This is a genomic window from Williamsia sp. Y853 (genome assembly GCF_056786495.1).
The window spans coordinates 2,128,601-2,141,254 of the sequence record NZ_JBXCJC010000001.1 but is presented as its reverse complement, the minus strand read 5'-3'; the positions used below and the strand labels follow the sequence as shown (position 1 = coordinate 2,141,254).

Below are 12,654 nucleotides of genomic sequence, written 5' to 3'. Positions count from 1 at the left end.
CGGGTGAGTTACCGGATGACTTGAAGAGACCGTAGAAAATTGGTGTTGCCGCAGTTTTGCAACCAGTGACCGAACAGTCACAGTGTTCTCACAACTCACCCCACCAGAACGTGAGAAGTGTTCACCAACAGGACCGAAAAGCGCATTCAACTGCGCCAAAACGCCTGATCAGCGGTACTAAACGAGGAATCTGACGATGTCGGAGACCCGCTTCAGACCGGGCAGTGCGCCAGAAGTCGACCGTGGGTGCAGCGCGTGAACAGCCAGTCTGAACATGACCGCACGCAACATCATCTGCGGCCATTCGGGCGTATCCGCCCAGCGTTCGACGAGTCCGTCGTCGGCACCACCCCAGGCCAGGGCATCGACCACAACGACCGCCGAAGCCCATGCGGCCGGTCGCCAGTACGGGGTGATGTCGGTGATACCCGGTGCGGCGGCGCCTGCGAACAGGACTGTGCCGAACAGGTCGCCGTGCACGAGTTGCGACGGCGATTCCACATTCTTACGCAGAGTGGACAGGGTCTGGAGCATCGCGAGGCTGGTCACGCCGTCGGGTGAGGTCGGGTCCCCCATCCCGGCGGCCCGTGCCGATCGCATCGGGACGTCATCCCAGGCAGCCCGATCAGAGGCGGTGAACACGTCGACGTCGCTGAACGGCGGCGCCGGCGGCTGCATCAGGAAGCGGGGGCGCTCCAGCTCTGCGGTGGCCTCATGGAGACGGTCGGCAAGCGAGACGACCTCATCGAAGCGGGGTTCGGGTGTTCCGGCGAGATAGGTATCGGCCCGCCACCCCGAGACGACATAGCGACCGTCGGACGAACGGACCGGCCGGGCTATCCGAACACCATCGACGTAGAGCGACTCCCGGACCTTCGCGGACCAGGCGGCCCGGGCGTGATCGGGCACCAGCGACAGGACCGTCTCACCGATCCGCCAGCCACCTTCCCAACCGTCGCCCAATGCCACCACGGGCTGCTGCGTCAACCCGAAGGTCTTGAGGACATGCTCGGGCGGCTCGACGGAGGTCAAGTCAGAGATCACGGGGCCAACGTTACCGGCGTGACCGCGAGAATCACCGCAGGACGTCCGGGTGTCGCCGCGCTCGAGCGCGGCGGCACCTCAGTGGACGGGCCGAGACGTCAGTAGACCGGCAGCGCGGGGTCAACTTGCTTGGCCCAGGCGGTGATCCCACCCTGCAGATGTGTGGCGTCGGCGAAACCGGCCTTCTTGACCGCGGCCAGCGCCTCGGCAGACCGGATCCCGGTTTTGCAGTACAGAACCGCGGGTCGATCCTGCGGCAGCTTGGACAGGCCCACGCCGGACTCGATGTCGCCCTTCGGGATCAGGGTGGCACCTTCGATCTTGACGATCTCCCACTCCACCGGCTCACGGACATCGATCAGGGCGATCTTCTCGCCGGAATCCAGACGCTGCTTGAGTTCGACTGCGGTCAGGGTCGAGCCCTTGGCCGCCGACACCCCGTCGTCCGAGACCACACCGCAGAACGCGTCGTAGTCGATCAGTTCGGTGATCTTCGGCGCCTCGGGATCTTTGCGCAGGTTGATGGTTCGATAGCGCATGTCGAGTGCGTCGTACACCATCAGCCGGCCGAGCAGCGTCTCGCCGATACCGGTGATCAGCTTGATTGCCTCGGTACCCATGATCGAACCGATCGAGGCACAGAGGATGCCCAGCACACCACCTTCGGCGCACGACGGCACCATCCCCGGCGGCGGTGGCTCCGGGTACAGGTCGCGATAGTTGAGGCCGAGCCCGTCCGGCGCATCCTCCCAGAACACCGAGGCCTGGCCTTCGAAGCGATAGATCGAACCCCAGACATACGGCTTGCCCGCCAGAACGGCGGCGTCGTTGACGAGGTAACGGGTGGCGAAGTTGTCGGTGCCGTCGACGATCAGGTCGTATTGCTCGAAGAGCTCCACGGCGTTGCTGTTGTCGAGCCGGAACTTGTGGGTGTGCACCGTCACGTTGGGGTTGATCTCGAGGATCGAGTCCTTCGCCGAATCGGCCTTGGGCCTGCCCACGTCGGACTGCCCGTGGATGACCTGACGCTGCAGGTTGGATTCGTCGACCTCATCGAACTCGACGATCCCGATGGTGCCGACTCCGGCGGCCGCCAGATACAGCAATGCTGGCGATCCCAGCCCACCGGCACCGATGACCAACACCTTCGCGTTCTTCAGGCGTTTCTGTCCGTCGACACCGATGTCGGGAATGATCAGGTGCCTGCTGTAGCGGGACACCTCTTCGCGGGTCAGCTCTGCGGCGGGCTCAACCAACGGCGGCAACTGTGACACGAGGTCTCCTCACGATCAACGCAACACGCGATGGCCTCGCAGCGGCCACCTGCCCTGTTGCTCTATCTAATAACGAGCGGACGGGGGCGAAGATTCCACGCGGTCAATTCACCGCGGATCTCCGCTCACCGCTCGGGGAAAGGCCAGGGGTTGGGCCGGCAGACGTAGCTCCGGTCGGCCTTCATGTCCGGGTCCAAGGCCATGATCTCGCTGTTGGCGGTTCCGAAGGTCTGTTGCATCATCACCGGGGCGAGTCCGCCGTTGACCTTGCACGGCTCGTGACCGACGAACCCGATCGAGTGGCCGATCTCATGATTGATCAAGTACTGCCGGTAACCGAGATCGTCGCCCTGATACGACAACGCGCCGCGAACCCAGCGGGCCTCGTTGAGGGTCACCCGGCCCTCCGGCGGGTAGTAGCAGGACGATTCGAGTTTGATCTCGTAGCCGCACAGCTCCCGGGTGGTCACCGGCGAGGTCAGCGTGACCCGGAAGTCCGGCGTGCCCTCGTCGATCCGCCGGAACGTGAACTGCCCGTCGCCGATCCAGCTCTTCGGATTGGCCAGGGTGGCGTCGACCAACTTGGCGTACGTCGGGTCGCCACCGTAGTCGCTGGAGTTGAGTCCGTTCTCCACCTCGATGGTGTACGTGTACTCCTGGCCACCGGTACCGATCAGCGGCGTGGTCCCACGGACGATTCGATAGGTGCGGTCGCCGCTTTCGGTGAAGGGGCCGCCTTCCGGAAGCGTGCCTGCGGGGAGCTGATCTGCCTGGACCTCGGCCGGTGGTGCACCGATCGCGGTGGTCACGCTTTTGACGTCGGTGTTGCGGGCCGCGTCGGGATCGGAATCGGCGGTGGTCGTGACCGGCGAATCGCCCTGCTCCGACTGCACGGTGAGCACGATCATCACGATCGTGAGCACCACCAGAACCGGGATCGCGTATGCACGCCAGCCATATGTGGTGACGAAACGTCCCACCGCGCTCTGCTTCTTACGATCTGTGTCACGTTCTGCGCGTTGCCTGCCGGGATCACCGGTCGGATCCCAGCGGGCCCGGAGCGGCTGATCCGGGGCGGGACGTCCCGATGACACCGGAGGATGGATGTCCGTGCGCTGATTCGCCAGCCGCGCGTCTGCCTCGGCCTCGGCGCGGGCAAGCCGGCGGGCCCTCTCGGCGGCGCGTCGGGCCTGGTCGGAATGTTCGTTTCCGTCCGCGACTGCTGTTCGACGGCCAGATGATCGACGACTCGCGGTCTCGTCACCCTGGCCGGAGCGGTCCGAGGTCACCCGCGGCGAACGTCGCGTCCCTCTGGTCCCCGAGCCTCCCGCATCAGTCACCGTTCAACCTTCTCACAGGCATCCCCGAATCAGCTGTAGGCAACCACCGGTGGCGGCCCGCCAGGACAGATATACCCTCGATCCATGGATGAATCGGTCGCAGCGGGCACTGGAGTGAAGGCGAGCTCCGCCAATGCTGGACGCCGGAGCGTCCGGATGCCACGCAGCGCACGCAGACTGCAGTTGATGGATGCCGCCAGCGAGATCTTTGTCGAACGCGGCTACCACTCGGCAGGTATGGACGAGATCGCAGTACACGCCGGGGTCAGCAAACCCGTTCTCTACCAACACTTCCCGAGCAAACTGGACCTCTATCTCGCAGTCCTGGATCTGCACGCCGAGTCAATGGTCAACCGGGTCACCGCAGCACTGCTGACCTCCACGAACAACCGGCACCGTGTCCGATCTGCAGTGGAGGCGTTTTTTGACTTCATCGATGAGGACAACCAGGGATATCGGCTGATCTTCCAGTCGGATGCTCTCGATCCGGCGGCTATCCGTCGCGTCGAAGGTGCGACCGAGGCTTGTGTCGACGCCGTATACGGACTGGTGATGCACGATTCGGGACTCGATCCGCACCGATCCCGGATGCTCGCGGCGGGACTGGTGGGTCTGAGTCAGGTCAATGCCCGCCACTGGCTCGATGCCAAGCGGCCGATGACCAAAGAAGAAGCCATCGACATCACCGTCACCATGTTGTGGGGCGGACTCGCCCGCGTGCCGATGCAGCACGCGAACGACTCCGAACTGGACCCCGAGGCCTAAAGCAGGCCCGACTAGATGGCGCCGAACCCGACCTTGCGGGATTCGGAGGTGCCGACCTCGATATAAGCGATCTTGGTGACCGGGATCAGGTACCGCGCACCCTTGTCGTCCTCCAGGCGCAGGAGCTGATCGCTTCCCGACAATGCGGCCTCGACCGCGGCATGGGCTTCGTCGCTGCTCTGGTCGATGTGCACAACCAGCTCTCGCGTGCTGTCGGTGATACCGATCTTCACATCAACGGCCACAGATATCCTCCATAGATCTTCGGCGGTGTATTTCCTACGGTTGTGAATCTATCCCGCAACCCGGCCGGACCGGCATTCAGGCCGACGACCGCGAGGCGAGCCATGTCCTGTCGAAACCAAGGGTCCTGGCGCGACCGGGTCTGATTCTCATGCCAGGCCCATGTCGGCCATCCGGCGCGCGTGACGCTCCTGGATCGAATCGAAGAAGCCGGCGATTCCGTTGAGGTCGGTCTCGACGGAGAAGAGCAGCTCTGTCAGATCCTCCTGCCCGGCGAGGACGTACTGGGTCTGGGTGATCGCTTCACCGAGCAGCCGGCGTCCCCACAACGTCAGCGGCGATTTCAGATTCGGGTCGGCGGCAACGGCGTCGCGGATCGCGTCCACGGCAAAGTCCGAATGCCCGGTCTCCGCCATCACCGCACGGACGACAGCCTCGGCATCCGACGGCAACGTACCGGCGATCTCGAGGTAGAAGTCGGCTGCCAGCCCGTCACCGACATACACCTTGACCAGCGATTCCTCCCACGTACTCGGCACCGTCGAGGCGTGGTAGCGGTCGAGCACCTCCTCGTACGCGGCGATCAACCGATAGACATCGGCCCCGCGGCGCAGCAGTTCGTTCTGAAGCGTTTCGAAGTGCGACATCTCCGCCGCGGCCATGCTCGCCATGGCCACCCGGCCCCGGGCACCCGGAGCCATCAGGGCCTCGGACGTGAGGCGATAGAACGCGGCCAATTCGCCGCACGCCAGCACACCAAAGAGCTCGGTGATTCCGGGATGATCGGCCGAAACCGAGGTCGAGACCGCGGCTGCCGGCGGTTCGGTTTGTGAACCAGAAGACATGCGTTCGAGTGTAGTGCGCCCGCCCACCGGCGTTTTGCCGGAGCATTCCCCGAGAGCGTCGATTCTTCGAGACCGTCAAACGACACGTACACTGCCAGAGGTGAGTCATGCTCAACGCTGACTTGCACCGAATTTGTGCGCGCACCGACGGCGGCCCGATGTCGATCGGGCCCGATTTAGCCAGATACCGGTTGCCAGAGTCCTCGGTTGTTCGAGGCCGGAATGCTGACCTGTTTGGTTGAACCCTTGCAGTGCGCGCGGGAGCACATTGCGAAAGGCAATCAACTGAACATCGAAAATGACACCCAGAACCCCGTACTCGACGTCGCTGAAGAAGAGCACGTCATCGTCGCGGAGGACCACGTCTCCCCCACGTTCGCCGAACTCGGCGTCCGCAAGGAGATCGTCGACGCACTTGCCGCCGACGGAAAAGTAAACACGTTCGCGATCCAGGAACTGACCTTGCCGCTGGCAATGGCCGGCGACGACCTGATCGGCCAGGCCCGAACCGGCATGGGCAAGACCCTCGGCTTCGGCGTGCCGCTGCTGCAGCGCGTCTCGCAGGCCAAGGCCGAGGCCGGCGAACCCGGGATCTGGAAGCTCGACGGCACCCCCCGGGCACTGATCATCGTGCCGACCCGCGAACTCTGCATCCAGGTCACCGATGACCTCGAAATCGCGGCCAAAGGTCTGCACGTCGACACCGTCGACGGTCAGAACCGGCCGATCCGCCTACTCTCGATCTTCGGCGGGCGCCCGTTCGAGCATCAGATCAGCGAGCTGAAGATCGGCATCGACGTCGTTGTCGGCACCCCCGGCCGCCTGCTCGACCTCGCCCGCCAGGGCCATCTGATCCTGGGCAAGGTGCAGATACTCGTCCTCGACGAAGCCGACGAGATGCTCGACCTCGGCTTCCTGCCGGACATCGAACGCCTCATGAGTTCGCTGCCCGATGCCCGCCAGACCATGCTGTTCTCGGCAACCATGCCCGGACCGATCGTCACCCTGGCCCGCACGTTCCTCACGAAGCCGACCCACATCCGGGCCGAGCACGCGAACGACTCGGCCATCCATGATCGCACCGCCCAGTACGTCTACCGGGCCCACGCGATGGACAAAGCCGAACTCGTCGCCCGCATCCTGCAGGCCGAAGGTCGCGGCGCCACAATGATTTTCACGCGGACCAAGCGGACCGCACAGAAAGTCGCCGACGATCTCGCCGAGCGCGGATTCGCCGTCGGCGCCGTCCACGGTGACCTCGGCCAGGTAGCCCGCGAGAAGGCTCTGACCGCCTTCCGTGAGGGTCGTGTCGACGTGCTGGTCGCCACCGACGTCGCCGCCCGCGGCATCGACATCGATGACGTCACCCACGTGATCAACTACCAGTGCCCCGATGACGAGAAGACCTACGTGCACCGGATCGGGCGTACCGGCCGCGCCGGACGCACCGGCATCGCGATCACGCTGGTCGACTGGGACGAGCTCCATCGCTGGGAGATGATCAGCAAGGCGCTCGATCTCGGCATGGACGAGCCGGCCGAAACCTATTCCAGCTCACCGCATCTGCGCGAACAGCTGGGCATCCCGGAGTCGGCGACCGGACGTGTCGGTTCCGCCAAACCCGCCCGTGAAGAACGCGCGCCGCGTTCGGGTGGACGCTCATCTGACGACGAGAAGCGTGTGGTCGCAGGACGTCGGGACGCGACCAAGCGCCCGTCTCGCCAGCGTCGGCGCACCCGTGCCGGAGATGGCGACGGTGCGGGTGTCGACCCGGCCGTGGCTGTTGCCGCAGAGGCCACCCCGGCGACCGACACCGCTGCGACCGACACCCCGGCGGCCACGCCTGCCGGTGGTGCAGAGACCAGCGATCGTCCCCGTCGTCGACGTCGTCGCCGGTCGAGCGCCGGCAGCAACACCGACGCCGGCGACACCGCGGGTAACGCTTCGGAGTAGCTGACGGTGCTCAGGCCGCAGCGGCGGACACCGCTCGACATCGTGGTGGTTGTTGTGCTGGTTCTGGTGGTCGCGGCTTCGGCTGTGGCCATCTGGGCAACCAGTTCGGCAAAGAACACCGAGTCGGATCCGGCAGTGGTGGCCGCACCTCCGGTCGCGGAGGCCACTGCGGTTCCGAGCGGGTTCACCGAGGCCTGGCGCGCCACGAGCTCGGCCACCCCCACACCGGTCGCGATCGGCGGGGTGGTGGTGACCGGAGACGACGGAGCCGTGGTCGGTCACGACCCTTCCACCGGTGCCGCGCTCTGGTCGTACACCCGCGACCTGCCGCTGTGCACGGTCACCGGGTGGGACGCCGGGGGCCGCGACTACGCCCTCGCGATCTATCGCAATGACCGCGGTTGCAGTGAGGTGACAGCACTCGATGCCGCCACCGGCAAACGCGCCTCGTCGCGGAGCAGCGACGCGGACAATTCCCTCGACGTCAGTATCGACCGTGATTATGTTGTCGCCCAAGGTGATACGCGCCTAGAGGTTTGGCGCACCGACCTTGTCCGCACGATTGAGTACGGCCGTGTCGACGCCCCGGTGAACCCCGAAACGCAACCCCGATCGGGTTGCGAGTTCGTCTCCAGCGGGATCGGCGCTTCACGCCTGGCGGTCATCGAACGCTGCGGCATCGAACCCGGTTATCGCCTGACCATTCTCGGCGCGACGCTCGACAGCGAAGAGAAGCTCGAAGAGTTCGCGTCGACGATCATCACGGGCGAACTGGGCACCCCGCCGAGAATTGTTGCCGTCAATCAGACCGGCGTGGCCATCTATCTGTCGTCACCGAACCCCATGCTCGAAACCTATGGAATCGACGGGACGATCAAGAACCGCACCACCGTCCTCGGCGAAGCGGTCGGCATCGAGAGCAAGCCCATCACCAGCGGTGACGTGATCACATTCTGGACGGGCAAGGCGACGGTGGTGATCGATCCCGACACCCTCGCCGCCCGGTTCCAGGTACCCGAAACACTGGGTCCCGGCGTTGTCATGGCCGGGTCGCTGCTGCTGCCGAGCGCCACCGGCATCAGCGAACACAGCCTCACCGACGGCCAGCCGATCGGTTCGATACCGGTGCAGCGCAACGGATACACCGGCGGGATCATCACACTTGCCGACAGCGGCGATCACGTTGTGCAGCAATGGGACTCCACCGTGTCCGTGCTGGCACCGACGGGCTGACCCCAGACGCCATCCCGGCACCGGTGTGGCGACGCCTGCGTCAGATCGCTTCGAAGGTCTTCAGCTCTGCGTCTTCGGTCCAGTGGTTCCAGAGATTGTCGGCCAGATCTCGATATGCCTGCGCGCCCTTGCTCTTTCGGCCGGCAAGCAGACTGACACCCGAAGCCGACGCCTCCGCGAAACGGACCGTGCGTGGTATCGGCGGTGCCAGAACGGGCAGATCGTAGCGGTCCGCGACATCGGCGATGACGTCGCGACTGTGGGTGGTTCGGGCGTCGTAGAGGGTGGGCAGGGCGCCGAGCAACTTCAGGTCGGGGTTGGTGATCTGCTGCACCTCCGTGACCGTGCGCAGCAGCTGCCCCACCCCCCGGTGGGCCAGCGTCTCGCACTGCAACGGCACGATCACCTCGTCAGCGGCGGTCAGCCCGTTGAGCGTGAGAACCCCGAGCGAGGGCGGGCAGTCGATGATGATGACGTCGTAGTCTTCTTCAACAGTCTTGAGAGCGCGTTTGAGCGCGTACTCGCGGCCCGGGCGCATGAGCAGCAACGCTTCGGCGCCCGCGAGGTCGATGGTGGCCGGAAGCAGTGTCACATTGTCATCGGTGTCGAGCAGGACTTCGGCGAGGGTCCCCTCCCCCAGCAGTACATCGTGTATCGAGATCGTCAGCTTGTCCGGGTCGTGACCCATCGAAAAGGTAAGGCAGCCTTGCGGATCGAGATCCACAACCAGAACCGACAACCCCTTGGCTGCCAACGCCGCGCCCAGCGAGACGACCGTCGTCGTCTTCGCGACGCCCCCCTTTTGATTGGCCACCGCAAGAACTTTGCTCATTGCTGACTCCCTCCAAGTCGAGCATGCCGAACGCTCTACCGCAGTTTGCTTTCCTTGACCCTATGCGCAGGCAGTGCAGAATGTCTGGGGTGAGCACCATGAACTCGGCAATCCACCGATTGATTCTCATCCGTCACGGCGAAACCGAGTGGTCGAAGGTGGGAAAACACACCGGAACCAGCGACATCCCGCTGACGCCTTTCGGTGAGAAGCAGGCGGCGAGCCTGCGCAAACCGCTCGACGACCTACTGCTGACCGACCCCCTGGTGCTGTCGTCGCCGCGAATACGGGCCATCCACACCGCCGAACTGGCCGGATTGCGCATCTCGCACACCGACGAGAAGTTCTCCGAATGGGACTACGGCATCTACGAGGGCCTGACCACACCGCAGATCCGGGAGACCGAGCCGGGCTGGACGGTGTGGTCCCGCGGCGGGCACGGCGGTGAATCACCCGAGCAGATGAGCGACCGGATGGATGCGGTGATCGCCGATCTACTCGACGATCTACTCACCCGATCGGTTGTCCTCATCGGGCACGGGCACCTGTCGAGGGCGTTGCTGGCCCGCTGGATCGGCGCACCCGTACATTTCGGCGCCCACTTTGCGATGTTGCCCGCCTCGATCGCCGTCCTCGGTTTCGACGGCGAGACCCGGCAGATCCAATCTCTGGGCGTCACCGGATATCGCAGCGCCGACTACGTCGACGCCGGCCGACCGGCACATGTACGCACGGGGCACTGATACCGGCGCCGACTCCGCGTCCTGGGTTACGAGATCGGCGCTGCGGCCGAAGCCAGGAGATCCTCGGCGACGACATCCCAATCGGTGTCGTGGCCAGATCTTCGGCGGCCACGGTGCTTCAGCGACGCTTTTTCTTGCGCCGCTCGAAGGTCTTCGCAACGGGCCTGGGTTCGACGTCCGCTTCGTCTTCGTCACCCGGGTTGATCGCATAGGCCTGCGCAAACCACTTCATCGAACTCGGGCTGAACAGGAAGTACAGTGCGATCACAAGAATGACCAGCACCGGCGTACCGATGATCGGAAGCTCACTGTCCGTTATCAAGGCATATGCCACAGGCACGAGCAGCACCTGGGTCATCACCGCGATCGCCCGGCCCCAGCGGCGACCGGTCAGCAGCGCGATGCCGCCGGCCATGACACCACCGCCGAGGATCGCGAACCAGGCCGCGGTGCCGTAGCCGCTGATGTAGTCGCCGTCTTCATGACCCATCAACTCCCGGACAACCATGTAGATCGCGGCCGCGACGCCAAGCGCGCCTTCGAGTGCGACTATCGCGCCGGCTCGACGAACATTGATCGGTGGAGTGGATTCAGACACCTGGCCAGCCTAATGGTCGTTCCGCGCGAGGCGCTGCCAGGTCCTTCCCGGCACCGTGACCGGCTCGAAGGGCCAGATCGACCCTTCTGGCACTAGGCTCAGTTCTCGTGCGCGCGATGCTGATCGTCAATCCCTTTGCCACCTCGACCACCGAGGCCGGCCGGGACGCGCTGCTACATACCCTCTCCGCATCGCTGCGCCGCCCGGGTGGAGACGGCCAAACAGTCGATGTCCGGGTCGAACACACCACTCACCGCGGTCACGCCGGGGAACTCGCCGCGCTGGCCCGCGCCGAGCGATACGACGTGGTGGTGGTTCACGGCGGTGACGGCAGCGTCAACGAAGTGGTCAACGGGCTGCTCGATCCCCCGTCCGCGCCCGAGAGTGGCAATCCCTCCCCGGCACTGGCCGTGGTCCCCGGCGGCAGCGCCAACGTATTCGCGCGCGCACTGGGTATCGACGCCGATCCGCTCAAGGCCACCGGACAGCTCGTCGAGCTCCTCTCGACCGGGCAGCGCCGTCGAGTCAGCTTGGGGCACACCGACAATAGGTGGTTCCTGTTCAACGCCGGACTCGGTGTCGATGCCCGGGTGGTGAAGTCCATCGAGGAGCAGCGCAGCGCTGGACGGCGTGCGACCTCCACCCGTTACCTGTGGACCGCGGTGCGGACGTTCATCGGTGCAGCGCGGAGCAAGCCCACGTTGACCGTCACCATCCCCGACGCCACGCCCCTCGAGGGCGCCCATTTCGCCTTCATCTCGAACTCCAGCCCCTGGACATATCTCGGTACCCGGCCGATCGAAACCAATCCGGACACCAGTTTCGATGGCCGACTCGGCGTATTCGCCTCGACGTCGATGGCCCCGATCCGCAATCTGCCCTTGGTCCGTCAATTGCTGTCGGCGAAGGCAAGACCGCACGCCAAGCACCTATTGCGCGCCGACGATGTCGAATATGTCGAGATTCACAGCTCCGAACCCATCGACATGCAGATGGATGGCGAATACCTTGGCACCCGGACGGCGCTGAGGTTTGGCTGCCGTCCAGCGGTGCTAGAGGTTATATCTCCCAAATCGTGAAGTTACGATCCTACGAAGTAAGAGAGATCCAGGTCACATCTACATTCGTATGTGATTCTCAGGATAAGTTCGCCGCACAGTAGTACAACGGTGTAAGGGCATATAGAGGCACCCCCTACACAGTGATGTTGCCCACGTGTTAAGGGAACATCATTGACATCATCTGGATTCGTGAAAGTATTCACAAGCAACAGTGCGGAAACAAAACCTACGCACAAATGAACAGACGGTTACGAGCGGCGCATAGAAGCGCCTGAAGGAGCAGTGGGATGGACTGGCGTCACAACGCAATTTGTCGCGACGAGGATCCGGAGCTGTTTTTCCCGGTGGGAAACAGTGGACCGGCCATCGCGCAAATTGCTGATGCGAAGCTCGTCTGCAACCGCTGCCCGGTTACAGCAGATTGCCTCACGTGGGCTCTGGAGTCGGGACAGGATGCAGGCGTCTGGGGCGGAATGAGCGAAGACGAGCGACGCGCACTGAAGCGGCGTAATGCCCGCAGCCGCACTCGCAGCTCGGTCTAGACCCCAGAAATCTGGGTGGTCGCGGCCAAGCGACCACCTCGACGACAAACCAACCCGGTGGCATCAAGCCACCGGGTTTGTGTTGTCTATGGGCACGGGGTGTCACAGGTCACGAATTCTGATGCGGTACAGATTATTTCGACAAAGCATCCGGGGCTGACCCGTGTCCCGTCACAAACAG

At 64.3% G+C, this 12,654-nt stretch carries 13 protein-coding genes; 6 read left to right on the top strand and 7 right to left on the bottom strand.

The features are described from left to right. Nucleotides 1-177: 177 nt before the first annotated feature. The 3 genes from AC1TPF_RS09765 to AC1TPF_RS09755 all read right to left on the bottom strand — a co-directional run bounded on the left by AC1TPF_RS09765 (nucleotide 178) and on the right by AC1TPF_RS09755 (nucleotide 3,445). Entirely contained in the window at nucleotides 178-1,032 is an 855-nt protein-coding gene (locus AC1TPF_RS09765; protein ID WP_482137233.1) for a TIGR02569 family protein, read from the bottom strand. Nucleotides 1,033-1,142: 110 nt separating this feature from the next. After that, entirely contained in the window at nucleotides 1,143-2,318 is a 1,176-nt protein-coding gene (gene moeZ / locus AC1TPF_RS09760) for an adenylyltransferase/sulfurtransferase MoeZ (RefSeq protein WP_482143641.1), read from the bottom strand. A gap of 125 nt (nucleotides 2,319-2,443) precedes the next feature. After that, on the bottom strand, nucleotides 2,444-3,445 hold the full coding sequence (locus tag AC1TPF_RS09755) for a DUF3152 domain-containing protein (protein WP_482137234.1): 1,002 nt from the start codon (nucleotides 3,443-3,445) through the stop codon (nucleotides 2,444-2,446). 297 nt (nucleotides 3,446-3,742) lie between these two features. On the opposite strand from AC1TPF_RS09755, the gene fasR reads away from it, so the two are divergent. Then, nucleotides 3,743-4,423: an HTH-type transcriptional activator FasR gene (fasR, locus tag AC1TPF_RS09750; protein WP_482135332.1), complete on the top strand. Its 681-nt coding sequence runs from the start codon at nucleotides 3,743-3,745 to the stop codon at nucleotides 4,421-4,423. Between the two features lie 11 nt (nucleotides 4,424-4,434). On the opposite strand, the gene AC1TPF_RS09745 is transcribed toward fasR, so the two are convergent. Next, entirely contained in the window at nucleotides 4,435-4,668 is a 234-nt protein-coding gene (locus AC1TPF_RS09745; protein WP_482135333.1) for a DUF3107 domain-containing protein, read from the bottom strand. A 147-nt stretch (nucleotides 4,669-4,815) separates the two neighbouring features. Further along, nucleotides 4,816-5,511, bottom strand: a complete 696-nt coding sequence (locus AC1TPF_RS09740; RefSeq protein WP_482143639.1) for a ferritin-like fold-containing protein — start codon at nucleotides 5,509-5,511, stop codon at nucleotides 4,816-4,818. Nucleotides 5,512-5,733: 222 nt separating this feature from the next. Between AC1TPF_RS09740 and AC1TPF_RS09735 the strand changes: the two genes are divergently transcribed. Both AC1TPF_RS09735 and AC1TPF_RS09730 read left to right on the top strand, forming a co-directional pair. After that, entirely contained in the window at nucleotides 5,734-7,464 is a 1,731-nt protein-coding gene (locus tag AC1TPF_RS09735) for a DEAD/DEAH box helicase (protein WP_482144070.1), read from the top strand. Between the two features lie 6 nt (nucleotides 7,465-7,470). Then, nucleotides 7,471-8,697 carry an Rv3212 family protein gene (locus AC1TPF_RS09730; RefSeq protein ID WP_482143637.1) on the top strand — a complete coding sequence of 409 codons (1,227 nt, stop codon included), beginning with the start codon at nucleotides 7,471-7,473 and terminating at the stop codon, nucleotides 8,695-8,697. 40 nt (nucleotides 8,698-8,737) lie between these two features. Here the strand turns inward: AC1TPF_RS09730 and AC1TPF_RS09725 are convergent, their stop codons facing one another. Continuing rightward, nucleotides 8,738-9,529, bottom strand: coding sequence for a ParA family protein (locus AC1TPF_RS09725; RefSeq protein WP_482135336.1), 792 nt, complete (start codon nucleotides 9,527-9,529; stop codon nucleotides 8,738-8,740). 98 nt (nucleotides 9,530-9,627) lie between these two features. On the opposite strand from AC1TPF_RS09725, the gene AC1TPF_RS09720 reads away from it, so the two are divergent. Then, nucleotides 9,628-10,272: an acid phosphatase gene (locus AC1TPF_RS09720; RefSeq protein WP_482137236.1), complete on the top strand. Its 645-nt coding sequence runs from the start codon at nucleotides 9,628-9,630 to the stop codon at nucleotides 10,270-10,272. A gap of 118 nt (nucleotides 10,273-10,390) precedes the next feature. On the opposite strand, the gene AC1TPF_RS09715 is transcribed toward AC1TPF_RS09720, so the two are convergent. Then, entirely contained in the window at nucleotides 10,391-10,870 is a 480-nt protein-coding gene (locus AC1TPF_RS09715; RefSeq protein ID WP_482135337.1) for a hypothetical protein, read from the bottom strand. Nucleotides 10,871-10,986: 116 nt separating this feature from the next. Here AC1TPF_RS09715 and AC1TPF_RS09710 point away from each other — a divergent pair, with 116 nt between their 5' ends. Together AC1TPF_RS09710 and AC1TPF_RS09705 are read left to right on the top strand one after the other, a co-directional pair. After that, the gene (locus tag AC1TPF_RS09710) at nucleotides 10,987-11,949 is read left to right on the top strand and encodes a diacylglycerol/lipid kinase family protein (protein WP_482137237.1); all 963 of its coding nucleotides are present in this window, start codon (nucleotides 10,987-10,989) and stop codon (nucleotides 11,947-11,949) included. 269 nt (nucleotides 11,950-12,218) lie between these two features. After that, nucleotides 12,219-12,473: a WhiB family transcriptional regulator gene (locus AC1TPF_RS09705; RefSeq protein ID WP_023955875.1), complete on the top strand. Its 255-nt coding sequence runs from the start codon at nucleotides 12,219-12,221 to the stop codon at nucleotides 12,471-12,473. Nucleotides 12,474-12,654: the final 181 nt, after the last annotated feature.